This window comes from Streptomyces sp. NPDC004539 (assembly GCF_040610055.1).
Classification (GTDB): domain Bacteria; phylum Actinomycetota; class Actinomycetes; order Streptomycetales; family Streptomycetaceae; genus Streptomyces.
Window position 1 is genome coordinate 1 of record NZ_JBEXLS010000014.1, and the last position, 26836, is coordinate 26836.

Annotated in this window: 25 protein-coding genes and 1 pseudogene; 5 read left to right on the top strand and 21 right to left on the bottom strand. The window is 72.6% G+C overall.

Features of this window, described 5'->3' with window-relative positions:
• Positions 1-178: 178 nt before the first annotated feature.
• Genes ABZX85_RS27010 through ABZX85_RS27050 form a run of 9 tightly spaced genes read right to left on the bottom strand, consistent with a single transcriptional unit; the run spans position 179 to position 8537 of the window.
• Positions 179-1249, bottom strand: coding sequence for an MSMEG_0565 family glycosyltransferase (locus tag ABZX85_RS27010; RefSeq protein WP_355873593.1), 1071 nt, complete (start codon positions 1247-1249; stop codon positions 179-181).
• Positions 1246-2082: a carbon-nitrogen hydrolase family protein gene (locus tag ABZX85_RS27015; RefSeq protein WP_355873595.1), complete on the bottom strand. Its 837-nt coding sequence runs from the start codon at positions 2080-2082 to the stop codon at positions 1246-1248. The genes ABZX85_RS27010 and ABZX85_RS27015 overlap by 4 nt, the downstream gene beginning before the upstream one ends.
• A complete protein-coding gene (locus ABZX85_RS27020; protein WP_355873597.1) occupies positions 2079-2927 on the bottom strand; it encodes a carbon-nitrogen hydrolase family protein in 849 nt (282 codons plus the stop codon). Before ABZX85_RS27020 ends, ABZX85_RS27015 begins: the two co-directional genes overlap by 4 nt.
• Positions 2924-4456, bottom strand: coding sequence for an MSMEG_0567/sll0787 family protein (locus tag ABZX85_RS27025; protein WP_355873599.1), 1533 nt, complete (start codon positions 4454-4456; stop codon positions 2924-2926). The genes ABZX85_RS27020 and ABZX85_RS27025 overlap by 4 nt, the downstream gene beginning before the upstream one ends.
• On the bottom strand, positions 4426-5511 hold the full coding sequence (locus ABZX85_RS27030) for an MSMEG_0568 family radical SAM protein (protein WP_355873602.1): 1086 nt from the start codon (positions 5509-5511) through the stop codon (positions 4426-4428). Before ABZX85_RS27030 ends, ABZX85_RS27025 begins: the two co-directional genes overlap by 31 nt.
• 10 nt (positions 5512-5521) lie before the next feature.
• A complete protein-coding gene (locus ABZX85_RS27035; RefSeq protein WP_355873603.1) occupies positions 5522-6046 on the bottom strand; it encodes an MSMEG_0572/Sll0783 family nitrogen starvation response protein in 525 nt (174 codons plus the stop codon).
• Positions 6047-6094: 48 nt separating this feature from the next.
• Positions 6095-6910: an amidohydrolase family protein gene (locus ABZX85_RS27040; RefSeq protein WP_355873606.1), complete on the bottom strand. Its 816-nt coding sequence runs from the start codon at positions 6908-6910 to the stop codon at positions 6095-6097.
• Between the two features lie 8 nt (positions 6911-6918).
• Positions 6919-8235, bottom strand: coding sequence for an MSMEG_0569 family flavin-dependent oxidoreductase (locus ABZX85_RS27045; protein WP_355873609.1), 1317 nt, complete (start codon positions 8233-8235; stop codon positions 6919-6921).
• Positions 8232-8537 (bottom strand): MSMEG_0570 family nitrogen starvation response protein, encoded by a 306-nt coding sequence (locus tag ABZX85_RS27050; protein ID WP_355873611.1) that lies wholly within the window; start codon positions 8535-8537, stop codon positions 8232-8234. The genes ABZX85_RS27045 and ABZX85_RS27050 overlap by 4 nt, the downstream gene beginning before the upstream one ends.
• Positions 8538-8771: 234 nt before the next feature.
• On the opposite strand from ABZX85_RS27050, the gene mmsB reads away from it, so the two are divergent.
• From mmsB to ABZX85_RS27065, 3 genes and pseudogenes are all read left to right on the top strand, one after another.
• Positions 8772-9704: a 3-hydroxyisobutyrate dehydrogenase gene (gene mmsB / locus ABZX85_RS27055; RefSeq protein ID WP_355873614.1), complete on the top strand. Its 933-nt coding sequence runs from the start codon at positions 8772-8774 to the stop codon at positions 9702-9704.
• A gap of 19 nt (positions 9705-9723) precedes the next feature.
• Positions 9724-10838: pseudogene (locus tag ABZX85_RS27060) on the top strand (MFS transporter); the annotation flags it as partial.
• 90 nt (positions 10839-10928) lie between these two features.
• Positions 10929-11900, top strand: coding sequence for a LysR family transcriptional regulator (locus ABZX85_RS27065; RefSeq protein ID WP_355873617.1), 972 nt, complete (start codon positions 10929-10931; stop codon positions 11898-11900).
• Between the two features lie 2 nt (positions 11901-11902).
• Here the strand turns inward: ABZX85_RS27065 and ABZX85_RS27070 are convergent, their stop codons facing one another.
• Together ABZX85_RS27070 and namA are read right to left on the bottom strand one after the other, a co-directional pair.
• Positions 11903-12286 carry a helix-turn-helix domain-containing protein gene (locus ABZX85_RS27070; RefSeq protein WP_355873620.1) on the bottom strand — a complete coding sequence of 128 codons (384 nt, stop codon included), beginning with the start codon at positions 12284-12286 and terminating at the stop codon, positions 11903-11905.
• Between the two features lie 93 nt (positions 12287-12379).
• Entirely contained in the window at positions 12380-13456 is a 1077-nt protein-coding gene (gene namA, locus ABZX85_RS27075; RefSeq protein WP_355873623.1) for an NADPH dehydrogenase NamA, read from the bottom strand.
• A gap of 210 nt (positions 13457-13666) precedes the next feature.
• Between namA and ABZX85_RS27080 the strand changes: the two genes are divergently transcribed.
• A complete protein-coding gene (locus ABZX85_RS27080; protein ID WP_355873626.1) occupies positions 13667-14635 on the top strand; it encodes an acetylxylan esterase in 969 nt (322 codons plus the stop codon).
• A gap of 52 nt (positions 14636-14687) precedes the next feature.
• Here ABZX85_RS27080 and ABZX85_RS27085 read toward each other — a convergent pair whose 3' ends face one another.
• The 10 genes from ABZX85_RS27085 to ABZX85_RS27130 all read right to left on the bottom strand — a co-directional run bounded on the left by ABZX85_RS27085 (position 14688) and on the right by ABZX85_RS27130 (position 25715).
• Complete coding sequence (locus tag ABZX85_RS27085) at positions 14688-17540, bottom strand: FAD-binding and (Fe-S)-binding domain-containing protein (protein WP_355873629.1); 2853 nt, start codon at positions 17538-17540, stop codon at positions 14688-14690.
• 33 nt (positions 17541-17573) lie between these two features.
• Complete coding sequence (locus tag ABZX85_RS27090) at positions 17574-18407, bottom strand: DUF6282 family protein (RefSeq protein WP_355873632.1); 834 nt, start codon at positions 18405-18407, stop codon at positions 17574-17576.
• A complete protein-coding gene (locus ABZX85_RS27095; RefSeq protein WP_355873634.1) occupies positions 18400-19257 on the bottom strand; it encodes a nitrilase-related carbon-nitrogen hydrolase in 858 nt (285 codons plus the stop codon). The genes ABZX85_RS27090 and ABZX85_RS27095 overlap by 8 nt, the downstream gene beginning before the upstream one ends.
• Positions 19254-20204: a glycine betaine ABC transporter substrate-binding protein gene (locus tag ABZX85_RS27100; protein ID WP_355873637.1), complete on the bottom strand. Its 951-nt coding sequence runs from the start codon at positions 20202-20204 to the stop codon at positions 19254-19256. Before ABZX85_RS27100 ends, ABZX85_RS27095 begins: the two co-directional genes overlap by 4 nt.
• Positions 20205-20262: 58 nt before the next feature.
• Positions 20263-21024 carry an ABC transporter permease gene (locus ABZX85_RS27105; RefSeq protein ID WP_355873640.1) on the bottom strand — a complete coding sequence of 254 codons (762 nt, stop codon included), beginning with the start codon at positions 21022-21024 and terminating at the stop codon, positions 20263-20265.
• Entirely contained in the window at positions 21021-21992 is a 972-nt protein-coding gene (locus tag ABZX85_RS27110) for an ATP-binding cassette domain-containing protein (RefSeq protein ID WP_355874145.1), read from the bottom strand. Before ABZX85_RS27110 ends, ABZX85_RS27105 begins: the two co-directional genes overlap by 4 nt.
• A 25-nt stretch (positions 21993-22017) precedes the next feature.
• Positions 22018-22647: an ABC transporter permease gene (locus ABZX85_RS27115; RefSeq protein ID WP_355873643.1), complete on the bottom strand. Its 630-nt coding sequence runs from the start codon at positions 22645-22647 to the stop codon at positions 22018-22020.
• Positions 22648-22837: 190 nt separating this feature from the next.
• Complete coding sequence (locus ABZX85_RS27120; protein WP_355873646.1) at positions 22838-23641, bottom strand: IclR family transcriptional regulator C-terminal domain-containing protein; 804 nt, start codon at positions 23639-23641, stop codon at positions 22838-22840.
• A gap of 96 nt (positions 23642-23737) precedes the next feature.
• A complete protein-coding gene (locus tag ABZX85_RS27125; RefSeq protein ID WP_355873649.1) occupies positions 23738-24658 on the bottom strand; it encodes an alpha/beta fold hydrolase in 921 nt (306 codons plus the stop codon).
• A gap of 118 nt (positions 24659-24776) precedes the next feature.
• Positions 24777-25715 (bottom strand): nitrilase-related carbon-nitrogen hydrolase, encoded by a 939-nt coding sequence (locus ABZX85_RS27130; protein WP_355873651.1) that lies wholly within the window; start codon positions 25713-25715, stop codon positions 24777-24779.
• Positions 25716-25762: 47 nt separating this feature from the next.
• Between ABZX85_RS27130 and ABZX85_RS27135 the strand changes: the two genes are divergently transcribed.
• Positions 25763-26722 (top strand): LysR substrate-binding domain-containing protein, encoded by a 960-nt coding sequence (locus ABZX85_RS27135; protein WP_355873654.1) that lies wholly within the window; start codon positions 25763-25765, stop codon positions 26720-26722.
• Positions 26723-26836: the final 114 nt, after the last annotated feature.

Below are 26836 nucleotides of genomic sequence, written 5' to 3' on the forward strand. Positions count from 1 at the left end.
CCAGCCCGCCAGCCCGCCAGCCCGCCAGCCCGCCAGCCCGCCAGCCCGCCAGCCCGCCAGCCCGCGCGGGCCGAGCCAGCTGCCAGGCTGCCCTCACCGCCCAGCCCGCTGACCAGCCGGTCCGCGCTCACCGCCAGGTCCCGCTCACCGCCAGGTCCCGTTCACCGCCAGCCCCCGCTCACCCCAGCCCCCGATAGAAAGCCAGATGAAGCCGGGCCGCCCGGTCCCACGTGTGCCCGGCGGCGAGTGCGCGCCCGGCGTCCCGTCGGGCCGGGTCCCGTGTCGTCATGGCACGGTCGAGCGCGTCGGCCAGAGACGACGGCGTTTTCGCGAAGCGTGCGGCCGAGCCGAACACCTCCCGCAGCACCGGCAGATCCCGTACGACCAGCGGGACCCCCGCCGCCAGCGCCTCCATCGCGGCGAGCCCGAAACCCTCCTTCAGAGAGGGGAAGGCGAAGACCGAGGCGGCGCTCACGAGAGCCGGCAGTTCGTCGTCCACAACAGGTCCCAGGACGACCGGTTCCACGCCGAGTTCGGCGGCCCGCCGCTCCCACCGAGCCCGGTAGTCGCGGTAGTCGAACAGGGTCTCGCCGCCTGCGATCACCAGACGGACATCGTTCTCGCCGAGCCGCGCGTACGCCTCCAACAGGTCCAGGGAGCCCTTGCGGGGCTCGATCCCGCCGACGGTCAGGACGTACCGGCCGAACCGCGAACGCCACCTGTCCCGCGCCACCGGGTCGACGCCCGCGAAACGCTCGTACGCCACCCCGTTCGGAATCACCTCCGCCGCCAGCCCCCACCCCTCTCGCAGCTCCTGAGCCACCGGACGTGAGACACAGACGTGGGCGTACGGCTCGACGATCGCCTTCTCGTGGCAGGCGGCCAGTTCCGGCGTGGTGAACCGGTCGAGATGGTGGACCGTACGGACGCAGCGGCCGACGGCGTTGGCGCTGATGCAGTCCTGCGCGTGGACGACGTCGTAGGGCGCGGCGTCGAACGCGTCGCGGAGGACCGCGATCGAGCGCAGGATGCGCGCACCGGTCGTCTCACCGGGCGGACCGTCGGGGAAGGGCACGATCCGCAGGCGTACGGCGGGATCGACGGGCCGGAAGAAGCCCGCGTCGCCGCCCCGGCCCAGGCTCCAGACGGTGACGTCCTCGCCCAGCGCGGCGAGGGCCTCGGCGAGGGCGAGGGTGTGGACGACGCCGCCGCGCGGCTTGGTGGAGTAGCTGAGCAGGGCGATCTTCACGAGGGACCCTCCCGGTACGCGGCCGGCCGCCGCTCGTCGAGGTGGCGCAGGACCCGGCGGGCCCGCTCGATCTCCTCCCGCACGTCGACCTCCGCGACGGCGAGCCCGGCCTTCGCCCAGGTCCGGGCGAGGATGTCACCGCCGGGCCCTACGACCTTGGCCTGCCCGAGGAAGCGCATCCCGCCCAGCGCGCCGGTCTGGTTGGAGGAGGCCAGGACGACCTGGTTCTCGGCGGCCCGCGCCTGGTCGTAGAGGTCGAAGAGGCGGGCCTGCCGGTCCTGGGCCATGCGCGGGGCCCGGTTGGTGATCGACGTCGGCCACGCGGACAGGCAGGCGAGGATCTCGGCGCCGTCCAGGGCGAGGGAGCGGGCGGACTCGGGGAACGTCTTGTCGTAGTCGATGAGCATGCCGAGCCGCCCGACGGGGGTGTCGAAGGCGTCGAAGCGGTCACCGGGGGAGTAGGCGGCCGTCTCCCCGGCCGGCAGGTGCACCTTGCGGTGCCGGCCGAGCACGCCGTCCCCGCTGACGCAGACCGCCGCGTTGTAGCGGTCGGTGCCGCCGTCCTCGCAGTAGCCGACGCACACCACCATCTCCGCCGCCAGCCCGGCCACCCGCAGGATCAGCGGGTCGTCCGGCTTGAGGGCCGGGGGCAGCGCCTCGGGGTCGGGGTCGCGCAGGTCGGAGAGGTAGCCGCCGAGCGCGGCGTCGGGCAGGACGAGCAGTCCGGCGCCCTGCGCGCGGGCGTCGTCGATCGCCTTGGCGACCCTCGCCAGGTCGAACTCCAGGTCGCGGCCGAAGTGGGCGGCCACGGCCGCGATCCGGATGGTGCTCATACGCTGACTGCTCCCGCGGCTGTGTAGGTGTCCGGGCGCCGGTCGCGCAGATGCCCCATCGACCGCCGCGCGGTCTCCAGGGCCCGGGCGACGTCGAGTTCGGCGACCGCCACCCCCGCCCCGACACCCGTGCCGGCGATGATCTCACCGCCGGGGTCGACGACCTTGGCACTGCCGACGAAGCGTAGCGACCCGAACGTGCCCGCCTGGTTCGCGGACAGCCACACGATCTGGTTCTCCAGCGCGCGGGCCCGGTCGAAGAGGTCGAAGCGGCGTTTCCAGCGGTCCTGTTCGAGGTCGGCGACCGCCGCCGTGCGCGCGCCGGGCCAGGCCGACACGCACACCCCGATCTGGGCGCCGTCCAGCGCGAGCGCTCTCGCGGACTCCGGGAACGCCTTGTCGTAGCAGATCATCATGCCGATCCGGCCGACCGGCGTGTCGAAGGCGCGGAACCGGTCCCCGGAGGCGTAGCTGGCGTCCTCGCTCAGCGGCTGGTGCACTTTGCGGTGGTTGCCGAGGACGCCGTCACCGGTGACACAGACGACGCTGTTGTAGCGCGCGTCCCCGGCGTCCTCGCAGTACCCGGCGACAACGGTCAGCTCCCCGGCCAGCGCGGCGAGCCGGCGGATCTCGGGGCCGTCGAGGGCCAGCGGGGGCGGGCCCGCGTCGAGTTCGGCGTCGTCGTCGAGGCTGAGGAGATAGCCGCCCAGGCACGCCTCCGGCAGGGCCAGCAGCCGTACGCCCCGCTCGCGGGCCTCCCCGATCAGCCGTCCGGCGATCGCGAAGTCCTCCTCCAGGTCGCGGCCGAACTCGGCGGCCACGGCCGCCATGCGCAGGGTGCTCATGCGGGTCCCATCCCGGTCACCGTGGACGTGACCGCTTCGGTGATCTCTCCGTCGGGCCAGCGCAGCCCGACGCCTTCTCCTGTGGCCAGTTCGCCGCACTCGGCACCGGAGGCGGGCCCGGCCGGCAGCGGCGGGGCGCCCGGGGCGTCGGCGGTGAGCATGGCCCAGCCCGGGAAACACGTCAGCCAGTCCCCGACGCCCGCCCCGGACGGCCGGGGCACGGCGGCCACGTCGAGGACGGCCCGGCAGCCGCTCGCCTCCGCGAGCATTCCCAGCGTCCCGGCGATCCCCGCCATCGACACGTCCTTCGCGGCGGCCGGCCGCCCGGCGGCCACCGCACCGGTCATGGCCCGCAGTTCGTCCGTACGGCGCCGGCTCGTCGAGTCCCACTGCCGCCCCCGGTATCCGGGCCGCCAGCCGCCGCCGAGGTCGGCGGTGAGCCGGACGGCGTGTCCGGGACGGCCCCCGCCACCGAGGACGGGGTGCGCGGTACGGCCCAGCGCGGTCACCGACAGGGCGGCGGGCACGCCGAGTTGAGTGTGCCCGCCGAGCACCGGGACGTCGTACGCCCGTGCCGCGCGCCCCAGTCCGGCCAGTACCCGGGCGGCGTGCGCGGCGTCCCTCGCGCCGACCGCGTCCAGCAGGCCGAGCGGTGAGGCGCCCATCGCGGCCAGGTCGTTGACGTTGACGAGGACGGCGCACCAGCCCGCCCACCAGGGGTCGCGCTCGACCATGGACGGCAGGATCGCGTCGCACGCAGCGATCACGTCCGTGCCGGGGACGGGCGCTCCGTCGTCGCCCACGAAACCGGTCGCGGAGGGGGCGGCCCGCACCGCGGGCAGGGCCCCGCCGACCGGGTCCTGCCGTGCGGTGCGGGCCGCCGGTCCGGGCAGGCCCGCCAGCAGCGGGCCGAGGGCGGCCTTGGTGGCCGTGGCGAGGGCGGCGATCCGGCCGATCGGCCACCGCATCAGCACATGGGGAGCGCCGGCCACCGTGACCGGCCGCACGGAGTGCCAGCCCAGCCGCCGGAACAGCACCTCGTTGCGGCGCTGCACGGTCGCGTCGAACCGCAGCACCCCGTCCGCCTCCGCCCGCGCGCAGGCGGCCCGCACCAGCGCCGCGCCGATCCCGTGCGGCCCGCGCGCCCTCGGCGCGACGACGAGCCGGCCGCCCGCCCACCAGCCGAGATCCGGTCCGTCGTCGACCGGCCCGAGCCGCACCCCGCCGACGACCTCGCCGTCCCGTTCCCTGGCGACCAGGACGACGGTCCGGGGATCGGCGTCGCGGTCGTCGAGATCGTGTCCGTCGAACAGCCCCTGCTCACGCACGAACACCTCGCGCCGCAGCCGCCGGTACGCGGCCAGCTCCTCGGCGCTGCCGGCCTGCCGGATGCGGAAGGCCGGGCGCCGGGCGAGGGTGCTGCGGTCGCCGAGGAGGGCGAGGATGTCGTACGGCCGTTCCGCCGCCGGTGCCGGGGTTCCGTCGAGCAGCACGCCGCTCACCCGCCCGCCGTCGACAGGACGCTGCACGCCCCGCAGGCCGCGCACCCCGCCCGCTGGTCAGCGCCGCGCATCCCGGCCTCGCGCAGCCGGGCGGCGACGCCCTCCGTGACGTACCGCAGGAGGTCCGCGCTCGGCGCCTCGATCCCGTCGCGGGCGGCGAGCGTGCCGCGCATCGGCCGGAAGGGGACGACGAAGGGGTACACCCCCCGGTCGATCAACTCGCCCGCCCCGGCGATGAGATCGTCCGGGTTCTCGCCGAGGCCGACGAGCAGGTAGGTGGAGACCCGGTTGGGTCCGAAGACACGCACCGCCTCGTCCCAGGCGGCCCGGTAGTCGGCCAGCGGGACCGTCGACTTGCCGGGCATCCAGCGGCGGCGCACCTCGTCGTCGAGGGACTCGACGTGGATGCCGATCGCGGTGGCCCCGGCGTCGCGCAGCGCCGTGATCCAGGAGAGGTCCCCGGGCGGCTCGCACTGCACCTGCACCGGCAGCCCCGGCACCGCCTGGAGAACGGCGCGCACGGACCGCACGAGAGCACGGGCGCCCCGGTCCGGACCGGTCGTCGTACCGGTGGTCATCACCATCTGCCTGACGCCGTCGAGCCGTACGGCGGCCTCCGCGACCTCGGCGAGCTGCGCCGGGGTCTTGGCGGCGACCGTCGCGCCGGAGCGCAGGGACTCCTCGATGGTGCAGAAGCGGCAGCGGTCCGGTTCGGCGTAGCGGACACAGGTCTGGACGACGGTGGTGGCGAGGACGTCGGCGCCGTGCAGGCGGGCGATGTGCTCGTAGGGGACGCCGTCGGCGGTGGCCAGGCCGTAGAACCTGGGGCGCTGTACGGGGGTGAGGCTGAGGCCCGTGTCGTTCTCGCCGAGCCACACCTTGCCGTCGCGCACCCGGTAGGGGCTCGCGGGGTTGCGGGGGAGGGCGGCGTTGGCACCGTCGACGAGGACGTGGCCGTCGTCGCTGGGGCCCGCGCCGTCGGGGCGCCGCACGGGAGTGTCCGACGCCACCCCGTGCAGGGCGAGTTCGGCGCGGTTCAGGATGCGGACGTCCACGGCTGTCGGTCCGGTGCCAACACTCACGGCTCGCTCCTTACAGCTGGTAGGTGGAGTTGATGACGGCGCCCTTGCGGGCGTAGTGGATCAGCGCGTCCTGGACGTCGAGGGGGTGGGTGGGGATGACCCCCTCGATGAGGTCCTCCTCGCGGGCGCCGTGCAGGGAGAGGCCGAAGCGGCAGCAGTACACCTTGCCGCCCTCGGCGATGAACGTCTTGAGCTGGTTGTTGATGTTGTGCTCGCCGGGGAACGCGGAGTTCCCGACGGTCGGGAAACCGCGCGTGGCGAGGCAGTTGAGGGAGCCGGGGCCGTAGAAGTAGATCGCGGTCTCGAAGCCCTTGCGCAGCGCCCGGGTCGCCTGGAGGACGGCGACGAAGGACACCGACGACTCGTGGGCGATGCCGTGGACGAGCGTGAAGTAGGTCTCGCCGTCCTCGGCCTGGTAGTCGGGGAAGACCTTGGTGGAGCCGTAGATGCTGGAGCCGTCGGCGAGGGAGGGGTGGGGGATCTCGTCGAGGGACTTCCGCTCGACGTCGCTGAGTTCGGCGGGGGATGCGGACATGGCTGGGCTGCCTTTCTGCTGGGGATGGAGCGGGGTGAGGGAGCCGGGTCAGTCGTAGAGGGCGGCGAACGTGTCCCGGAAGACGAGGTCGCCGAGTTCGCCGCCACCCGTCGCGGCGGCGAGCCGGGCGTACTCGCCGGTGAAGTCGCCCCACGGCTGGTCGCTCGCGAAGAGCACGCGGTCGTGGCCGATGCCCCGGTGCTCGATCTCCCGGGCCAGCCAGTACGGCAGGAAGCCGATGGCCCAGGAGAGGTCGGTGTAGACGCGCTTGCCGGCGGCGATCCAGTCGAAGAACCGGGCGCCGGCGAGCTTGATGTGGCCGCTCATGCCGCCGCCGAAGTGCACGAGATGCACGGCGACCTGATCGGCGTACCAGTCGACGAGGTGGCCGACCTCGTCGATGTCGGAGGCGGCCCCGGGCGAGGTGTGGACGTGGACGACCAGGTCGTGCCGGGCGGCCGTCGCGAAGATGCGGTCCAGTTGCGGGCGGCAGGCGGGGTCGGTGGGCCGGCCCCCGAGGAGGAAGCTCAGCTTGAGCGCCTTCACGCCGGGTTCGCCCGCCAACGCCAGTGCCTGCGCGGTGCGTTGCTCGTCCTCGGGGCGCGGGGACACCCACAGTCCGGCGCGGAGGCGGTCGTCCGTCTGGGCGGCCTCGATCACCAACTCGTTGAAGGAGAAGGCGATCGCGGGGTCCGGGACGCCGTAGTTCGGGATGACCAGGGCCCGTTCGGTGCCCTCCGCGTCCAGATCGGCGAGCAGGTGCCTGATCGTGGCGCGGGCGGTGGTGTCGGGGTGGACCGGGGGTCCGCCGTAGAAGGGGAAGGCGGGCAGGACGCCGATATGGCGGTGCGCGTCGAAGACCATGGGTGTCCTCAGCCGATCGGGAGCGCGGGGGAGAGGCCGCCGGGGGCGCCGGTGAGGGTGCCGCAGACGTCGGCCAGGCGGCGGGAGGCGTCGATGTGGCCGGCCAGGAACTCGGCGTCGCGGCCCACCGCCTCGAACCGGCCCGAGCCCCACGAGTACTGCCAGGGCAGGCCCAGGAAGTACAGGCCGGGGACGTTGGTGACACCGCGCCAGTGCATCGGGTAGCCGCGCCCGTCGAACACCGGGATCTCGATCCAGCGGTGGTCGCGGGCGAAGCCGGTGGCCCAGACGACGGAGGTGACACCGGCGGCGGCGAGATCGAGTTCCGGGACGTGCCCGGCCGGCTCCCACACGGGTGTGTACCGGGGTTCGTCCGGCGCGTCGATCCCGTGCGCGGCGATGTACGCGTCGATCGCGTCCTTGATGCCCTCCGCGACGGCGTCCGCACGGTCGAGGTTCACCTTCAGGTCGTCGGCGAACTCCAGCCGCTCGCCCATGACTTGGGTGAGCCGCCCGTACAGCCGCATCCCGTCCCGGGCGAAGGCCCGCAGATCGATGTCACGCCCGCCGTCCCGCCCCGTGACGTAGTGGTTGACGCGCATCCGTACGGCGCTGGCGTCGTCGAATTCGTCGATCGACTTCGTGTAGTGCCCCATGTCGTCCAGCCAGGCCACACAGTCCCGGCCCCGGTAGAACCGGGCCACCCGGGGCGCGCTGCCCACGGCCAGGTGCACCTGCCGTCCGGCGAGATGCAGGTCCTCGGCTATCTGGCAGCCGGACTGCCCCGTACCCACCACCAGCACGGCCCCGTCGGGGAGTCGCCCGGGGTTGCGGTAGCCGGAGGAGTGCACCTGCTCGACACCGGGAGGCAGCCGGTGGGCGAGGACCGGAGTGGACGGCGTGTGGTACGGGCCGGTCGCGACGACGACCTGATCAGCCGTCAATCTCCCCGCTGTCGTGGTGAGTTCGTACGTCCCCTCCGGCGCCCGGCGCAGTCGCGTCACCGCCACCTGCTCCACCAGCGGCGGCCGGAAGAAGGCGACGTAGTCCTCGATGTACCGCAGGATGTCGGCGCGGACCATGAACCCGTCGGGGTCGTCCCCCTGGTAGGGGAAACCGGGGAGCCGGCACTGCCAGTTCGGGGTGACCAGGCAGAAGGAGTCCCAGCGGCGCTCGCGCCACTCGTACCCGACCCGGTTCGCCTCGATCACGACGTGCCCGACACCGCGCCGCGTCAGGGCGTGGCTGACGGAGAGCCCCGCCTGACCACCGCCGATCACCGCGACCGGGTAATGCGCTCCCGCGATCTCCGGTACCCGGCTCACAGCGGGCTCCCGTCCGCGTAGGTCAGCGACTCGACCGTCACCCTGGCGCCCGTGGCGGAGCCGTACCCGGCGGCGGTCTCCTCGATCCGCGCGAGCTGGTCCGAGGCGCCGGAGCAGGAGAAGCCGAACTTCTCCCGGACCCGTTCCCCGGCGATGCCGAGCGCCGTACGGCTGCGCTCCACGAAGTCCGGGAGTTCGTACTCGCCGCCCGCCGTGAAATAGTCCTGGACCACCGTCGAAGGGGAATAGCAGCGCTGCGTCATGCCGTCGGGCCAGCGCACGTGGAAATACGTCTCAGGCATGAGATCCTCCAAGGGAGGCGCCGAGTCGGGAATTCCGCTCGGCGGCCTTGTGAACACCACTTCAGCCCCGCTCCATTACCGGTCCGAGTCATCCGGAATAAACGGGTGTTACCGAAACCTCACGGCGTCTGCGTATGTGCACAGCCGCTGTGTACCGATGCTTATTGGCGCCCCAGTCGGCGGCTCGCATCATGAGGTCACGACACCGGAGGCGAAGCACGGGAGGAGTGGGCGATGAGTGAGGTCGCTTGGATCGGGCTGGGGCACATGGGCGTTCCGATGGCCGCCCATCTGGTCGGGGCAGGGCACACCGTGCGCGGCGTCGACATCGACGGGACCGCCCGGCGGACGGCCCGGGAAGCCGGCGTCGAGCCGGCCGGTTCGGTCGCCGAGGCCGTCCGGGGCGCGGACGTCGTCTTCACGATGTTGCAGTCGGGGCCGGTCGTCGAGGAGGTCCTGACCGGGCCGGCGGGCGCCTTCGCCCACCTGGCCCCCGGAGCGGTCGTCGTGGACTGCTCGACGATCGGCATCGACATGGCCCGCTCGCTGTACCGCCGGGCCGAGGAACACGGGGTCGGCTTCGTCGACGCCCCCGTCTCCGGCGGGGTCCAGGGCGCCGAACAGGCGTCCCTCACGCTCATGCTGGGCGGTGACGCGGTCGACGTGGCCCGCGTGGAGCCGCTGCTCAAGTCGATCGGCTCGTACATCGTGCACGTGGGGGCCAGCGGCGACGGCCAGGCGATGAAGGTCGTCAACAACGCGATGATGGGCATCAGCATGGCCGCCTCCTGCGAGGCCGCCGTACTCGCCCAGCGGCTCGGTCTCGACCCCCAGGTCTTCTACGACGTCGTCCTGCGCTCCTCGGGCGACAGCTGGACCTTCCGCAACTGGTTCCCCCTCCCGGGCGTGGTCCCGACCTCGCCGAGTTCCCACGGCTACGAACCCGGATTCATGGTCGACCTCGTCCACAAAGACCTGCGCCTCGCCACCGAGACCGCCGAGGAGTTCGACGTACGCATGGACGTCGTGCGCACCGCTATGCGGCTGTTCGCGGAGGCGTCTGAATCGGGGGCGGGAAAACGCGATCTCACCGCGCTGGCATTGGAACTGGGGGCCGTGGTCCGAACGCCGGGGGAGCGGTTTGGACCGCTCGACCGAATTGCCTGACCGAGTGACTTCGAACGGGTACGACTACTTCCTGTACGGGGCGAGCGCGGCCCTCGTCTTCGGGGAGGTCTTCTTCCCGTCGTCCGACCCGCTGACCGGCACGCTCCTCGCCTTCCTGACCTTCGCCGTCGGATTCCTCGCCCGCCCCTTCGGCGCCGTCGTCTTCGGGCACTTCGGCGACAAGGTGGGACGCAAGAAGGTCCTGGTCGTCAGCCTGGTCATGATGGGCGGCTCGACGATGCTGATCGGCTGCCTCCCGGGCTACGCGGCCATCGGGCCCGCCGCGCCCGTGCTGCTCGCCCTCCTGCGCCTGGTGCAGGGCTGCGCGATGGGCGGCGAGTGGGGCGGCGCGGTGCTGCTGGTCTCCGAACACGGCGACGCCCGGCGGCGCGGGTTCTGGGCCTCGTGGCCGCAGAGCGGGGTGGCCGCCGGGAACATGCTCGCGGTGGGCGCGCTGGCCCTGATGTCCGGGTTCCAGAGCCGGGACGACTTCGTCGCCTGGGGCTGGCGCGTGCCCTTCCTGCTCTCCGCGGTCCTGGTCCTGGTCGGCCTGTGGATACGCCTGTCCATCGACGAGTCCCCGGTCTTCGCGCGGGAGGCGGCGGCCAGGAGCACCCCGGCCGGCGGACGCCACCGGCCGCTGGCCGACCTCCTGCGCCACCACTGGCGGGACGTCCTCGTCGCGATGGGGGCCAGGTTCGCCGAGAACATCGCCTACTACGTGCTGACCACCTTCGTCCTCGTGTACTGCGTGGACCACCTCGGGATGAGCGGACAGGCCGCCCTGAACGCCGTCCTCGCCATCACCGTCGGACTGGTCTTCCACAGCGCCATGTACGCCCCGCAGGCCGCGTTCTTCGCCGAGCTGTTCGCCACCCGCGTCCGCTACTCCGGAGCCTCCGTCGGCGCCCAGCTCGCCTCGGTGGCGGCCGGCGCCCCCGCGCCGATCATCGCCGTCTCCCTGCTGCGGTCGTACGGCTCCGCGAGCCCATCGCCCTCTACCTGACGCTGGCTTCGGCCGTGACCGTCGGCGCCGTCCTCTGCGCGAGGGAGACCCGGGGGCGCGACCTGGCGCAGACGCCGCCCGGCACGCGGGCCGCCGCAGGGCGGCGGGAAGAGGCGCCCTCGGCGTGACGGGCCGGCACCCGGCGTGTGCGTTTCTGCACGGAGCCGGTGCCGACGCCGCTCTTGTGCGCCCATTCTTACGGCCCACATGATGACGGCGTGCTGAAGGACACCTCAACCGGCAGGGGCACCCCGACCGGCGGGGACCGGCCCAGAGTTCACGAGGCACGGCAGCCGCGCGCGGACGATCTGCGGTATCTGCTGGCCGTCGCCCACACCGGCCGCCTCGTCGCTGCCGCCGCCGCGCTCGGCGTCGACCACACCACGGTCTCCCGCCGCATCCGCGCCCTGGAGAAGACCCTCTCCGCCCGGCTCCTGGAACGCGGCTCCGACGGCTGGGAGCTGACCGAGCTGGGCCGGATCGTCGCCGAACGGGCCAGGCCGATCGAGGACGCGCTGGAACACGTGGTCCTCGCGGCGCGCGGCATGGCCCAGGACACCCTGGTGGGCAACTTCCGCATCACCGCGCCGGACGGCTTCGGCGCCCTGTTCACGGCCCCGGCCCTGGCCCGCCTCCAGCGCGAGCACCCCGGGCTGACCGTCGAACTGATCACCGCCACCCGCCAGTTGAACCTCCACCAGTCGGGCTTCGACCTGGCGATAGCGGTCGGCGAACCCGTCACCCGGCGGCTGTTCTCCGAGTCGCTGACGGACTACTCCCTGGGGCTGTACGCCAGCGAGGCGTACCTCGCGGAGCACGGGACACCGGACCGCGTGGAGGACCTGCGCGACCACACCGTGATCTTCTACGTCGACTCCCTGCTGCAAGTCGGCGACCTCGACCTCGGGCTCAACCTGCCGGGCGTGACCGGACGCTTCACGTCGACCAGCATCTTCGCCCAGCGGGAGGCCACCGTCGCCGGCGCGGGCATCGGACTGCTGCCGCGCTTCATGACCGTCGGCGTCCCGCAACTGCGCGAACTCGACGGGCTGGGGGTGGACATCACGCTCACGTTCACCCTCGCCGCCCGGCGCGAGAGCGTGTCCCGGCCCGCCGTGCGGATGGTCAGGAACGCCCTGCACGAGGAGGTCCGCCGCCGGCGCGACGAGCTGCTGAGGCCCGGGAGCTGAACCTACGGCGCCGGGGTGCCCCGCCCCGCCGGCACGGCTTCCCGGCAGGGCAGGTCCCGCCGCGCCAGCCACTCCTTGCCCCACGAGTTCAGGCCGATGAGCAGGGGCTCCAGCGAGCGCGCCTCGTCCGTCAGCGAGTACTCCACCTTCGGCGGCACCACCGCGTAGACGGTGCGCGTCACGAGCCCGTCCTCCTCAAGCTCGCGGAGCTGCCGGGTCAGCGCCCGGGGAGCGGCCCCCGGCATCGCCCGCTGCAACTCGTTGAACCGCATGGTGCCGTCGAGCAGATGGAAGAGGATGACGCCCTTCCACTTGCCGCCGATGATGGTGACGGTCGCCTCCATCGCGCAACCGGGCAGGTCGTCGGAGAGTCGCGTTCTGGGCATGAGGGCCTCGCTTCCGGTCCGTGGCTCACCAATGCGCGTACGAGGCCGGGGGTGAGTGCGCTCCGTAGCGTACGTCGTCACCCCGGCCGGGTCTCAGGCCGTGGTTGCGGCCAGGGGAGCGGCGGGCAGGGGCGGCTGGGAGCGCTGCCAGGCCGAGCCGTAGCGGGTGTACTGCTGGGGCGGGGCGATCGGCGTGCGCAGTTCGTCGGCGGCGGTGCGGGCCCAGAACGGGTCCTTCAGCATCTCCCGGCCGACCAGGACGATGTCCGCGCGGCCGTTGCGCAGGATCTCCTCCGCCTGCCGGCCGCTCTCGATCAGGCCCACCGCGCCCGTCCTGATGCCGACCTCGCGGCGGATCAGCTCGGCGGCCGGCACCTGGTAGCTCGGGTAGGAGTCGACCTTCACCGGGGCGATGCCGCCCGACGAGGCGTCGATCAGGTCCACGCCCTGCTCCTTCATCCAGCGGCCGAAGACGACGTGGTCGGCGGGGGTGTTCCCGCCCTCCGAGTAATCGGTCGAGGAAATACGGACGAACAACGGGCCGTCCCATTCCCCGCGCACGGCGTCGATGACCTCGCGCACGAACCGATAGCGGTTCTCGTGGCTTCCGCCGTATTCGTCGGTGCGCCTGTTGGAGATCGGCGAGAGGAATTCGTGGAGCAGATATCCGTGGGCCGCGTGCACCTCGATCACGTCGAAGCCGGCCGCCTTCGCGCGGACGGCGGCCTTGCGGAACGCCTCGACGACGTCCTTGATCCCCTCGGCCGTCAGCGCCTCCGGCACGCGCGAGCCGGGCGCGAACGGCAGGGCCGACGGCGCCACCGGCGTGGCCGAGTCGATGCCGAGCTGCCGTCCGGCGTGGCCGATCTGCACGCCCGCGCGGGCGCCGAAGCGCTGGATCGCCCCGGCCAGCCGGGACAGTCCCTCGACGTGGTCGTCGTCCCAGATGCCGAGGTCGCCGGGGCCGATCGGGCCGTTGGGCAGCACCGAGTTGGTCTCCAGCATCACCAGGCCCGCGCCGCCCAGTGCCCGCGCGCCGTAATGCACGAGGTGGAAATCGGAGACGTGGCCGTGGGAATCGGCCGAGTGCATGCACATCGGGGACATCGCGATGCGATTGCGGAATTCGGTGCCACGGATGGTGATCGGCTCGTAGAGCATGGCGGACAAGGGGGCTCCTGCCTCGGTTCGGGAATTCGCTGCGGCTTCACGCTATGAGGTACCTGGTGGATGCACCAGTACGCACAATTAATTCCAGTACTGACAGAAATGTCAGTATGGGCCCAGGGTGGAAGAACGAACGATCTGTCTCTAGCATGGGCGGCGCCCGTGCCGTTCGTCCCCGCCGGCGATCTCGTACCGCTTGGAGTCTGGATTCACATGGCCCACTTCGATCTCCCGCTGGAACAGCTCCGCGACTACCGGCCCGAGGTGCCGGAACCCGCCGACTTCGACGAGTTCTGGAAGTCCACGCTCACCGAGACCGCCGCGCACGACCTCGCCGCCCGGATCGAGCCGTACGAGACCGACCTCGTCACCGTGGACGTCTTCGACGTGAGCTTCGCCGGGTTCGGCGGCCACCCGATCAAGGCGTGGCTCGTCCTGCCCAAGGGCGTCGAGGGGCCGCTGCCCTGCGTGGTCGAGTACATCGGCTACACCGGCGGACGCTCCTACCCGTGGGCGCACACCGGCTACCCCGCCGCCGGCTGGGCGCACTTCGTCATGGACACCCGGGGCCAGGGTCACGGCAACGGGAACCCGGGCGACACCGGCGACCCGTACGGCACGACCGGCCCCACCGCCAAGGGCTGGGCCACCCAGGGCCTCGACGCCCCCGAGCACTACTACTACCGGCGGGTCTTCACCGACGCCCATCGCGCCGTCGACGTCGTGAAGGGCGTCGACGGCATCGACCCCGACCGGATCGTCGTCGCCGGCGGCAGCCAGGGCGGCGCGATGACCCAGGCCGTCGCCGGCCTTCGCGACGACCTCGCCGGCGCCATGGTCGACGTACCGTTCCTCTCCCACGTCCGCCGCGCCGTCACCATCACCGACGCGCCCGTCTACGGCGAGATCGTCCAGTTCCTCGCGGGCCAGCGCCTGCGCGAGGAGCGGGTGTTCCAGACCCTCGACTACTTCGACGGCGTCCACTTCGCCGCCCGCGCCACCGTCCCCGCCCTCTACTCGGTGGGCCTGATGGACGCCGACTGCCCGCCCTCCACCGTCTTCGCCGCCTACAACCGCTGGCAGGGCGAGAAGCGGATCACCGTGTGGCCGTGGAACGGGCACGAGGGCGGGGGCATCCATCAGCGGGGGGAGCAGCTGAGGTTCCTGGCCGGGCTCAGGTAGGGGCCGAGGGAGCGGCACAGGGACGGCCGTCCCCTCGCCCCCGGCCCGGCGCTCACCGCTCGGCCGGCGGAGCGCCAGGCGTGTCCGCCGAGTTCCTCAGGGCCTCGGCGATGACCTGCACCAGGTGACGGCTGTCGAGCCCGGCGAGGTCACGCACTTGAGTGCGGCAGGAGAAGCCGTCGGCGAGAATCCGCCGGTCGGGGCTCGCCGAAGCCCTGGCGAGAACGCCGTCCCGGGCGATCCGCGCGGAGACGTCGTAGTGACCCTTCTCCATGCCGAAGTTCCCGGCGAGGCCGCAGCAGCCCGAGGAGGTCTCGACGTCACAGCCCATCGCGTCCAGCAGCGCCCGGTCCGCGTCGTACCCCATGACGGCGTGGTGGTGGCAGTGGGGCTGGACGAGGAGTTTCTCGGCCGCCCGCGGCGGGGTCCAGCCGATCGCGGTGACGAACTCGGCGACGGTCTTGACCGAGCGGGCGAGTTCGGCGGCGCGCGGGTCGTCGGGGAGGAGTTCCACGAGGTCCGAGCGGAGTGTCGCGACGCAGCTCGGCTCGATGCCGACGACGGTCCTGCCGTCCCTGACATGGGGGAGCAGCAGATCGAGCGTCCTGCGGAGCCTCGCCCTGGCGGCGGTGAGCTGGCCGGTGGAGACGAGGGTCAGGCCGCAGCAGGCCCCAGGGGCGGCGATCTCGACGTCGCATCCGGCCGCGGAGAGGACCTGGAGGGCGTCCCGGGGGAGATCCGGTTCGATGGCGTCGGAGAACGAGTCGACCCAGAGCAGCACCTTGGGACCGCCCGTCCGCCCGGTGCCGGTCCTCGACGCCCTGCTCCAGCGGAACGGCCTGCGGGGCAGCACCGGGAGCGAGCGGCGGCGGTCGGCGCCCATCAGAGCCGCCACGGCCGCCCGGAACAGGGGGACGCGACCGGTGAGGTTGACGAGCGGAGCCAGGGGCGCGGCGATCCTGAGCCACTGCGGGAGCCGGCCGAGCGTGTAGTGGCTGAGCGGACGCAGCCGTCCCTTGTACGACCGGTGCAGGGCTTCCGACTTGAACGTGGCCATGTCGATGCCGGTGGGGCAGTCACTGGCGCACGCCTTGCAGCCCAGGCACAGATCGAGGGCGTCGTGGAGCTCGGGGGAGCGCCAACCACCGGTGACGACACCGCCGTTGAGCATCTCCTGGAGCACCCGGGCCCGGCCCCGGGTGGAGTCCTTCTCGTCCCGCGTGGCGGTGTACGAGGGGCACATGAACCCGCCCTGCCCGCGCAGGTCGGCCCGGCACTTCCCCACCCCGACGCACCGGTGGACGGCGTCGGTGATGTCACCCCCGTCGTGCGCGAACGCGAAACCGTCCCCGGCGAGCAGGCGGAGGGCCTGGGGGCGCCGGAGGTCGGCGTCCAGGGGTGCCGGGCGCACGACGACCCCGGGGTTCATCAAGTCGTCGGGGTCCAGGAGGGCTTTGAATCCCTCCATCGCGCGCAGGGCCTCGGCGCTGTACATGACCGGCAGGAGTTCGGAACGGGCCCGCCCGTCGCCGTGCTCGCCGGAGAGCGAGCCGCCGTGCTCGGCCGCCAGGGCGGCGGCGCGCTCCAGGAACCGGCGCATGAGCGTGCCGTTGGCCTCCAGCGGGAAGTCGACACGGACGTGGACGCAGCCGTCGCCGAAGTGGCCGTACGCCAGACCGGAGACGTTCTCGTCGGCCATGAGCGCCTCCAGCCCGCGCAGGTACGCCCCGAGCCGCTCCGGGGGGACGGCGGAGTCCTCCCAGCCGGGCCACGCCTGCCTGCCGTCGGCGGTGCGTCCGGCGAGTCCGGCGCCGTCGGCGCGGATCTGCCAGAGCCTGGCCGCCTCGGGGCCCGCCGGAAGCACGACGGCGTCGGACGCGCCGGAGGCCGCGGCCAGCTTCCCCGCCGCCTCGACGGCCGCCTCGGAGCTCGCCCCGCCGACCTCCGCGATCAGCCATCCCCCGCCCGAGGGCAGCGCGGGGACACCGGCGTCGCCGTGCGCCCTGCGGACGACGTCGACGAGCTGCGCGTCCAGCCCCTCCAGAGCGAGCGGCCGGAAGGGGAGCAGGTTCGGTACGTCGTCGGCAGCGGTGGCCATGTCGGGGTAGCCGAGGACGGCCAGCGCGGGAGCGGGGGCCCGGGGGACGAGCCGCACCGTCGCTTCGAGGAGGATGCCGCAGCTGCCCTCGGTGCCGGTCAGGGCAGCGGCGAGATTGCGGCCGTTCTCCGGGAGCAGGTGCTCCAGGGAGTAGCCGGAGATCTGCCGCCCGAAGCGCCCGAACTCGGTACGCAGGACGGCGAGGTTGCGCGCGACGAAGGAGTCCAGACCGGGCACGGCGGCGAGAGCGTCGCCCCCCGAGCCGGCCGTGACGATGTCGCCGTTCCCGGTCAGCCAGGTCAGGGACACGACGTTGTCGGCGGTTCGGCCGTAGGACAGGCCGTGCGGTCCGCAGGCGTTGTTGCCGATCATCCCGCCGATCGTGCAGCGGCTCGCGGTGGAGGGATCGGGGCCGAAGCGCAGCCCGAAGGGGAGGGCCGCGTCCTGGAGGGTGCTCAGGACCGCGCCCGGTTCGACGACCGCCGTGGAGGCGCCGGGGTCGATCGTCAGGACGCGGTTCATGAAGCGGGAGAAGTCGATCACGAGGCCGGGGCCGACGGCGTTGCCCGCGCAGGAGGTGCCTCCTCCCCGCACGGTGACGGGGACGCGGTGGGCGCGGGCGAGGGCGACGGCGGTGACCACGTCGCCCGTCGACCTGGGGGTGAGGACGGCCTCGGGGACGATCCGGTAGTTGGAGGCGTCTGTGGAGTACAGCGCCCTGGTCAGGGACGAGCCGTCGACGAGGGCGCCCAGCTCGGCGCGGACGGCGTCGAGGAACGCCTCGGCGGGCGTGGGGTCAGCTGTCATGGTCGCGTTCCTGTCGTGCGGTCCGTGAGTCCGTCATGCGAGAACGAGCCGCCGGGGGATGCCGGAGGCGGCGTCCCTGAGCTGTCCGGGGTCCAGCCCCTCGGCCGTCAGCGCGGCGATGAGCCGTTCGAGCGCGGCGGGGGGCTCGGGGCTGTCGGGCTGCCCCGCGTCGGAGGCGAGGACCAGACGCGGGCCCGCCGCTCGCGCGACGGCGGCGAGCCGGGCGGCCGTCATGCCGGGCTGGTGCAGGAGCTGGTAGGCGGTGATCTCGACGTGGGCGCCGCGCTCGGCCAGCTCGGCGATCTCCGGCGCGGCCATGCCGGGGACGGTGTACGAGGGATGCGTGAGCAGGAACCTGCCGATGCCCCGGCGCCGCGCCTCGTCCAGGAGCCACCGGCACTCCGCGGCGCTGACATGCCCGGTGCACAGCACCGCGTCGTGCTCGGCGATCAGGTCGAGGACGTGGGCGACGTCCCGCACCGCCGGATCGTCCGGGGCCAGGACCGGCGGGACGGCCAGCGCGGCGCGGCCCAGCCGCCCGTCGAGGTCTCGGAGCCTCGGCAGCCCGGCGCTCTCCTGGGTGTGGGAGTCGGCGGTGGGGAACCACACCACCCGGCCGCCCGTCGACAGCGCCGACAGGACGGCGGCCGGGTTGACGCCGCCCACGGCGCGGTTGAGGGCGAGACCGCCCACGACGTCCAGCCCGGACGACCGGCTCAGGGCGCTGGCCCGGCCGACCGTCGACTCGTGGTGGGCCTTGAGGACGAAGCCGCTGTACCCGGCGGCGGCATAGCTCGCCCCGATCTGGTCGTCGAAGCCGATCCGGTCGAGCACGTCGGGGGCGGCGTGGACGTGTACGTCAAACACGGAACTGTTCTCCCTCGCGGTGACGGCCGGGCGACAGGGCTCCGGCGACGAACCCGGTCCGGGACTCCGCGAGCAGGGGCACCTCCGCACGAAGACGCCGCAGACCCGCCATGTCCAGCTCGACGGCCGTGGCGCCCGGCTCGTCGCCGAGGCGGGCGAGCACGCCGCCGTCCGGGCCCAGGACGCGGGAGCCGCCCCAGAACCGGGCGCCGTCGTCCGTACCGCAGCGGTTGACGAAGACGACATAGCACTGCAACAGCACGGCCGTGTGTTCCAGGATCAGGTCCCAGGTGCGGCGGACGCGCACGGGGTCGGTGCCGTCCATGCTGGCCACGGGCACGATGAGGACCTCGGCGCCGGCTCGGGCCGCCAGCCAGGGGATGACCGGATGCCACATGTCGTTGCAGATGGCCGTGGCGATCCGGGCGGCGCGGAAGCCGGCGGTCCGCAGCTCCTCGCCCGGCTGGAACGACAGGTGTTCGTTCCACGGGGCGTAGGAGACGGGCTGGAGCTTGCGGTGCAGGTGGCGGGTGCCGGTCAGGGGGTCGGCCAGCAGGTAGGAGTTCCAGGGCAGCCCGGAGGGGTTCCGCTCGGCGAAGCCCACCCCGACGCCCGCCGCCACGAGAGCGGTGAGGCGGGGGTCGTCGGCGGCGAGGAGCCCGGCCCGCGGGTGCGGGGCGAAGCCGTACCCGTCGGCCGAGAGCTCCGGTGTCAGGGCCAGGTCGACGGGTCCGAGCCCGTCGCGCAGTTCGGCGATGCCGGAGAGGTTCTCCTCCACGGCACCGAGGACGGGCGCGGTCTGGAGGAGCCCCACCCGCAGGGTGCGGGGCTCCTCCGGGCTCTCCGTCACTTCAGCTTGCCGGCGCTGAGCCACTGGCTCGCGACCTCCTCGGGCCTCTTGCCGTCCACGTCGATGCGCGCGTTCAGCTTCTGGAGTTCGGCGGTGGTCAGGAGCTTGCTCACCGGCTCCATGACCGTCTCGATCTTGGGGTACTTCTTGAGGACGGACCCTCGGACGTTCAAAGACAGGTTGTAGGGCGGGAAGAACTTCTTGTCGTCCTCCAGGACGGTCAGACCGAGTGCGGAGATCCGGCCGTCCGTCGCGAACACCTCGCCGAAGTCGCACGGATTCCCCTTGGCGACGGCGTTGTAGATCGGGCCCTCCGCCAGCTCCGCCACATCGCTCTTCGGGAGGCTGAAACCGTACGCCTTCTGGAGTCCGGGCCAGCCGTCGTCGCGGCCGAAGAACTCCGAGGCACCGCAGAAGCCGGCGCTCCCCGGGTCCTTCTCGGCGAGCGCCGCGTACTCGGAGAGCGTGGTGACACCCAGTTTCTCGGCCGTCCCGGTCTTCACCGCCACGGCGTAGGTGTTGTTCGCGGCGGCGGGCGGGAGCCACACCACGTCGTTCTTCGCCTTGTCCAGGCCGCTGACCTTCTCGTACATGACCTGTGAGTCGGTGACGACCCCCGACTGCTGGAGGGCCAGCCAGCCGGTGCCCGTGTACTCCCAGTACATGTCCACGGAGCCGCTGGTCAGCGCGGCGCGGACAGCGTTCGTGCCGCTCATGCCGCAGGTGCGCTTGACCTTCGCGCCCTGTGATTCGAGCCGCTGGGCGGTGATCTCGCACAGCAGCAGCTGCTCGGTGAAGTTCTTGGAGGCGACCGTCACCGTGACGCCCTTGAGGGGGCCGTCGGCCGCGGTGCCGCCGCCCTCGCCGGTGTCGCTGCTGCCGAGAGCACAGCCGCCGGTGAGCGTGAGGCCGAGCGCGATCGCCGCGGCCGGCAGGTGTCTGCGCATGCTGAAGTCCTTTCCTGGTGCGTGAAGTGGTGGTGGGGGTTCTTCGGGTGGGGGGAGTTCAGAGGCCGCGGGGCCGCAGGACCTGTTCCGCGAGACCGGCCAGCCAGTCGACGGTCAGGGCCAGCGCCATCGTGAGGGTGCTGCCGACGATCAGCACGGGCGTCCTGTCCAGCGCGATGCCGGAGGAGATGACGGACCCGAGGCCGCCGGCGTTCGTGAACGCCGCGAGGGTGGCCACGCCCACGTTCAGGATCAGGGCCACCCGGATGCCCGCCAGCATCACCGGGACCGCCAGAGGCAGTTCGATGGTGAGGAGCACCTCCCGGGAGCTCATCCCGATCCCGCGCCCCGCGTCGGTCAGCGCGGGGTCCACCTGGCGGATACCGACCATGGTGTTGCGCAGCACGGGCAGGAGCGCGTACAGCACCAGCGCCACCACGGCCATCCAGAAGCCGACGCCGAAGACCATCGCCAGGATCACCAGCACCCCGATCGACGGCACCGCCTGGCCCGCGTTCGCCGCCGCCAGCACGATCGCCCCCGCCCCGCGGACGCCGGGCCTGGTGAGCAGCACGCCGAGGGGGACGCCGACGACGATGGTCAGCAGGGTGGAGACGGCGACCAGCTGAACGTGCTCCCACAGCGCGGTCAGGACCACGTCGGGCGCCAGGGTGCGGGTCTCGATGGAGTCCAGGTCGAGAGAGCCGACGTAGGCCCAGAGCGCTCCCAGCGCGACCAGGACGACCAGCGGTGTGACCCAGGTCCGGGACCGGCGTGCCGCCGAGCGGGCGCCGACCGCCTGGACCGCCGCGGTGCTCATGAGAGCACCTTCGCGGGCCGGGCGGCGGCGGTGAGCAGGGTCTGGAGGTCGAGATGACGGTCGTCCTGCCCGGGAACGCTCACCCGCACGCCCTCCGCGCCGGCCGCCAGGGCCGTTTCGAGCGCCCGGTGGATGCTTTCGCCGGCGTCGACCGTGACGGTGTGCGCACGGCCGGGCGTGTCGGCCGGGACGGTGGCGATGACGTCCGCGACCTTCAGGAGCGACAGCCGCCGGACCGGGGCGCCGGAACCGACGAAGTCGCGGACGAAGTCGTCGGCGGGGTTGCTGAGGATCTCCAGCGGGGTGTCGAACTGGGCGAGCCGGGAGCCGGGGCCGAAGATCGCGATGCGGTCGCCCAGGCGCAGCGCCTCGTCGATGTCGTGCGTCACCATCACGATCGTCTTGCGGATGCGTTCCTGGAGCCGCAGGAACTCCAGCTGGAGTTTCTCCCGCGCGATCGGGTCGACCGCGCCGAACGGCTCGTCCATCAGCATCACCGGCGGATCGGCGGCCAGGGCGCGGGCCACGCCCACCCGCTGCTGCTGGCCTCCGGAGAGCTGCCGGGGGTACCTGTCGGCGTAGGTGGCCGGGTCGAGCCCCACCGTCTCCAGAAGCTCCCTCGCCCGCTCACGGCGCTGCGGCTTCCGCGCCCCGAGCATCTTGGGCACCAGGGCGATGTTGTCCGCGATCGTCAGGTGGGGGAGGAGGCCGATCTGCTGGATGACGTAGCCGATGCCGCGCCGGAGGCCGTCCACGTCCGCGTGGGTGACGTCCTCGCCGTCGATGAGGATGCGGCCACTGGTCGGTTCGACGAGGCGGTTGATCATCCGCAGCGTGGTGGTCTTCCCGCATCCGGACGGGCCCACCAGGACCACGAACTCGCCTCGCCCGATCTTCATCGAGAGCTCGGAGACGGCCGGGGCCTGGTGCCCCGGGTACTGTTTCGAGACCCCGTCGAGGAAGATCATGGTGTCGGGGCTCGGGGTCGGGTTGTCAGACATTCAGTCCTCGCAGGGCGGTGATCTTGGCGATCGCGATGAACAGCAGGTCGAGGGCGAGGGCGACGAGCGCCACTCCGATCACTCCCGAGAGGGCCTCCTCCAGGGCGTTGGCTCCCCCGACGCGCTCCAGACCGCGGAAGATCAGCTGTCCCAGACCGGGACCGCGCACCACGGCACCGATGGCCGCCGTCGCGACCAGCATGATCGTCGCCGTCCGTATCCCGTTGAGGATCACGGGCCAGGCCAGCGGCAGGACGACCGTGCGCATCCGCTGTCCCGCCCCCATGCCGAGCCCGCGCGCCGCCTCGACGACCGCCGGGTCGACCTCCTCGATGCCGGTGACCGTGTTGCGCAGGATCGGGAAGACGCCGTACACGGTGAGGGCGGCGATCGTCGGGGCCACACCCAGTCCGAGGACCGGGATCATGAGGGCGAACAGGGCGAACGACGGGATCGTCAGCAGGGACCCGGTGAGCGACAGCAGAGCCTGGCGCGGGCCCGGGGCCGACTGGGTGAGCAGGGCGAGCCCGACGCCGATGACCGCCGAGAACGTGACGCTGACCAGGACCAGTTCGATGTGCTGCTCGGCCAGGAACAGCAGGTGGCCGGCGTTGTCGGACATGTACGAGAGGAGACTCATGGGGTGGCCGGCCTTCTGCGGGCACAGCTCTCGACGGCGCTGAGGACCGGCGTGCGCGGTGCGGTGGGGCCGCCTACGGAAGCGGGCTGGACGGGATGTCGCATGGGGTACTCCGGTACTCCGGTGCCGCGGGGCGCGAACGGATGGTGGTCGGTGGCCTTGAGCGGGGCCGTCAGAGTTCGCCCGGATCGGCGCCGGGACGCGTGGCGGAGCAGAGGGACGCCTGGAGGGCCCGCACGGAGGCCAGCAGGTGCCCGCCGAACGCCTGGACGTGGGGCTCGATCCTGAAGGCGGGACCCGAGATGTTCACCGCCGCCGTGATCCGGCCCGTGAAGTCCCGCACCGGAGCCCCGATACCCATCAGCTCCGGGTCGAAGATCCGGTTCGCCACGGTGTATCCCCGGCGGCGGGCCTCGCGCACCTGGGCGAGGAACTCGCGCGCCTCACGGTCCGAGACCCGCTCCCGGCCGCGCCGGACCACGTCGAGGACGTGTTCGTCCTCGTAGTCCATCAGCAGGGCCATGCCGCTCGAACTCCGGTGCACCGGGATCGTCCGGCCCACCCAGTTCACCGCCTCGATCGACCGCCGGGAACCCTCCGACAGGACGGTCAGCACCTCACCGTCGCTCAGGACGCTCAGATAGGTGCGCTCCCGGACGGTCTCCGTCAGCCTGAGCAGCAGCGGGGCCGCCAGCCGGGTCAGCCGCTGGTCACCCGCCCGGACCGCCAGCGCGAAGAGCCGCCAGCTCAGCTCGTACCGGCCCGAATCGCGCCGGGCGACCATCCCTGTCTCCAGCAGGCTCTTGAGCTGCCGGGAGACGACCGACTTCTCCCGCCCCAGCAGCCTGGCGACGTCGGCCACACTCAGTCCGTCCGGGAACGCGGCCGAATCCGCCGAGGCGAGGACGTCCAGGATCGCCATCACCCGCGAAGCGCCGCTGCGCGCGGCGGGGGTCTGTCTCTGCTCAAGAGCCATGCCGACTCCTCGGTAGCGGTATGCATAGCTAGGTGCGGGGTGCGGGCGAGTGCAACACGGCGTTGCGTTTTCTGCACCTGTGGCGCCAGGCCGGCGTCAGGCCGAGACGCTCCGGGCGGGCTCGGCGCGGACGCGGAACGCCTCGTCGAAGAAGTCCCCCAAGCGGTCGCACAGCGACAGGAACTCCGGGTGGTCGCCGTACATGAAGTCGTTGTGCCGGCCGTGGATCGTGTAGAGGGTCTTCGGGGACGCGGCGGACGTGTACAGGGAGCGGGCCTCGTCGAAGGGGTGCAGCGCGTTGTGCTCGCCGTGCGCGATGAACAGCGGCGTGGGAGCGAGGTTCGCCACCACGGTCTCGGCCTTCAGATCGAGGACGGACTCCGTGAACTGGAGGCGGGTCGGGTGCCCGAAGCCGTGGACCCGGGACAGTTCCTTCTCGACGTAGTCGCCCGTCGCGGGGTCCAGCGGATAGTGCGCGAACGTGTCGGCGAGCCTGGACTCGCCGCTGAGGACCCGGCTGACCCGGTCCTCCTCCACCTCGCCGACGATCTTCGTGAACTCGTCGTAGGTGTGGATGGACCTGAGCCAGCGCTCGCCGTCGTAGAAACCGTTCAGAGCGGCGACCCCCGCGACGTCGCCGTCCTTCTCGGCGGCCAGGACGACGTTCGCGGCGCCCATGCCCCAGCCGACGAGGCCGACGCGGCGCGGGTCGACGTCGCTCTGCGAGCGGATGAACGTGACCGCGTTGCGCACGTCCTGGACCTGCTCCTCGATCAGGACCCGGCCCTTCTCGCCCTCGCTGTCCGCCATGCCGCGGTAGTCGAAGCCCAGGCAGACGAACCCGCGCTCGGTCAGCCGCCGCGCGAACAGCTTCGGGTAGAACTCGTTGAAGCCCTGGTAGCCGGAGTTGATCACCAGGGCCGGCAGCTCTCCGGCGCCGGGCACGTCGTCGGGGTAGTAGACCGTGGCCTTGAGGCGGCTGCCCTCGCTGTAGAACGAGGATTCCTTCTCGATCACGATGATTCCTTCGGTTGGGTTCGGGCGGCCACTCTCTGGGCACGGTGTGACGAACGCAACCAGCGCATGCATATTTTGCAACGGCCCCGGGCCGGGGGCCTCCGCGCTCACGCCTGCCTCAGACCCCCCTGACGGTCGCGCGGGCCGATTCGTCGACGTGGAGGCTGAAGACGTCGGGGCGGGCGTAATGGCCGGTCGGGTCGAAGTCGAAGCGGGCGCGGGCGAGGTCGTCGAGGTCGAGGACGGCGCTGAGGATGCCCTCGCCGTCGCGGAGGGGGCCCGCGAGGATTTCGCCGAGGGGGGAGACGATGACGGAGCCGCCGTTGATGAGGACGGTGTCGGGGGCGTCGCCCTGGACGGGGTGGAGGTCGGCGGGGAGGGCGTCGCGGCGCAGGTACTGGCCGGCGCCGAGGACGAAGCAGCGGCCTTCCAGCGCGATGTGCCGCATCGTCGCCTGCCAGGCGTCCCGGTCGTCCACGGTCGGCGCGCACCACAGGTCGACGCCCTTGGCGTACATCGCGGTGCGCAGCAGCGGCATGTAGTTCTCCCAGCAGATCGCCGCGCCGAGCCGGGCGGTGCCGGTGTCGACGACCGGGAGGGTGGAGCCGTCGCCCTGGCCCCACAGGTAGCGCTCGGCGGCCGTCGGCATGAGCTTGCGGTGCAGGCCGAGGTAGCCGCCGGGGCCGAAGAAGAGGGCGACGCAGTACAGGGTGGCGCCCCGCCGTTCGACCGCGCCGACGACGGCGTGGCAGCCCAGTTCACGGGTGAGGGCGGCCAGGGTGTCGACCTCGGGGCCGGGCACCTCGACGGCGGCGGCGTGGTAGCGGCGGAACAGCTCCCGGCCGGCCGGGGTGCGGCTGCCGACGGTGATGCCGAAGTCCAGGCCCTTGGGGTAGCCGCCGAGGAAGGCTTCGGGCAGGACGACGACGTCCGCGCCGTGCCCGGTGACGGCCTCCCGGAGGAGTTCCTCGGCGCGGGCCAGCGCGGCCGGTGTGTCGAAGAGCGGGGCGGCGGCCTGGACGACGGCGGCGGTCACGGTGCGGGGGGTGGCGGTCATGGCGTCAAGGCTAGGAAGCGGCGGGTTCATCGATCAAACTGATACTCATGATGATCGACATCTACGGCAATGAATTCAGGAAGGCGGACCTCAACCTGCTGGTGGTCTTCGCCGCCCTCCTGCGCGAGGGCAGCGTGACCCGGGCCGCCACCTCCCTGCACCTGAGCCAGGGCGCGGTCAGCGCGGCGCTCGGCCGGCTGCGGCGGCTCTTCGACGACCCGTTGTTCACCCGCACCCGCACCGGCGTCGAACCCACCCGCCGGGCCCTCGAACTGGCCCGCAGCATCGAACCCGCCCTCGGCCTGATCCACGGCGCCGTCACCGGCCGCGACCGCTTCGACCCGGCCACGGCCCGGCACACGTTCACCCTGGGCATGTCCGACGACCTGGAAGCCGCGCTGCTGCCCCGCCTCCTGGCCGCCACCACCGGCCTCCCCGGCATCCGGATCGCCGTACGGCAGGCCAACCGCAACACCGTCGCCGGCATGCTCGACCGCGGCGAGATCGACCTCGGCATCGCCGCCGCCCCCGCGCACGGCCCCGACCACCGCACCCGCCGCCTGTTCACCTCCGGCTACACCTGCCTCTTCAACCCCCGCCTCCTCCCCCTGCCGACCCCCCTGGACCTGGCCGACTACCTCGCCCACCCCCACCTCCTCATCTCCTACGACGGCCGCCGAGGCATCGTCGACGACCTCCTGGAAGCGCGCGGACTCACCCGCCGCGTCCTCGCCTCCACCACCCACTTCACCGGCGCCGCCCTCCACCTCACCACCGTCCCCGCCCTGACCACCCTCCCCACCCACGCGGCCGGCGTCTACGCCACCGCCCTCGCCCTCACCGCGACCGCACCACCCCTGCCCATGCCCTCCTACACGGTCAGCACGATCTGGCACACCACCCTCACCGAGGACCCCGCCCACACCTGGCTGCGCGGGCTGCTCGACGAAGCGGACGGGCCCGAGAGGACGACGGCCCCTGCCGCACCCGACTCGTCCCCCACCTGACCCCGGCTCCCGCGCCCGTCCGGCGCCGCCACCGCGCCGGGCCGAGACCTGGATCTCCGCGCCGGAACGGACGACCATGGGCACAGGCCGCCGCGTGCCGGCCCGCACGGCGCG

Excerpts from the sequence above, each read along its gene's own strand:
- ABZX85_RS27015 (WP_355873595.1), bottom strand. The coding sequence starts at position 2,082 with ATGAGCACCATCCGGATCGCGGCCGTGGCCGCCCACTTCGGCCGCGAC.
- ABZX85_RS27020 (WP_355873597.1), bottom strand. The coding sequence starts at position 2,927 with ATGAGCACCCTGCGCATGGCGGCCGTGGCCGCCGAGTTCGGCCGCGAC.
- ABZX85_RS27035 (WP_355873603.1), bottom strand. The coding sequence starts at position 6,046 with ATGTCCGCATCCCCCGCCGAACTCAGCGACGTCGAGCGGAAGTCCCTC.
- ABZX85_RS27040 (WP_355873606.1), bottom strand. The coding sequence starts at position 6,910 with ATGGTCTTCGACGCGCACCGCCATATCGGCGTCCTGCCCGCCTTCCCC.
- ABZX85_RS27050 (WP_355873611.1), bottom strand. The coding sequence starts at position 8,537 with ATGCCTGAGACGTATTTCCACGTGCGCTGGCCCGACGGCATGACGCAG.
- mmsB (WP_355873614.1), top strand. The coding sequence starts at position 8,772 with ATGAGTGAGGTCGCTTGGATCGGGCTGGGGCACATGGGCGTTCCGATG.
- ABZX85_RS27070 (WP_355873620.1), bottom strand. The coding sequence starts at position 12,286 with ATGCCCAGAACGCGACTCTCCGACGACCTGCCCGGTTGCGCGATGGAG.
- ABZX85_RS27080 (WP_355873626.1), top strand. The coding sequence starts at position 13,667 with ATGGCCCACTTCGATCTCCCGCTGGAACAGCTCCGCGACTACCGGCCC.
- ABZX85_RS27085 (WP_355873629.1), bottom strand. The coding sequence starts at position 17,540 with ATGACAGCTGACCCCACGCCCGCCGAGGCGTTCCTCGACGCCGTCCGC.
- ABZX85_RS27100 (WP_355873637.1), bottom strand. The coding sequence starts at position 20,204 with ATGCGCAGACACCTGCCGGCCGCGGCGATCGCGCTCGGCCTCACGCTC.
- ABZX85_RS27105 (WP_355873640.1), bottom strand. The coding sequence starts at position 21,024 with ATGAGCACCGCGGCGGTCCAGGCGGTCGGCGCCCGCTCGGCGGCACGC.
- ABZX85_RS27110 (WP_355874145.1), bottom strand. The coding sequence starts at position 21,992 with ATGATCTTCCTCGACGGGGTCTCGAAACAGTACCCGGGGCACCAGGCC.
- ABZX85_RS27115 (WP_355873643.1), bottom strand. The coding sequence starts at position 22,647 with ATGTCCGACAACGCCGGCCACCTGCTGTTCCTGGCCGAGCAGCACATC.
- ABZX85_RS27120 (WP_355873646.1), bottom strand. The coding sequence starts at position 23,641 with ATGGCTCTTGAGCAGAGACAGACCCCCGCCGCGCGCAGCGGCGCTTCG.
- ABZX85_RS27130 (WP_355873651.1), bottom strand. The coding sequence starts at position 25,715 with ATGACCGCCACCCCCCGCACCGTGACCGCCGCCGTCGTCCAGGCCGCC.
- ABZX85_RS27135 (WP_355873654.1), top strand. The coding sequence starts at position 25,763 with ATGATGATCGACATCTACGGCAATGAATTCAGGAAGGCGGACCTCAAC.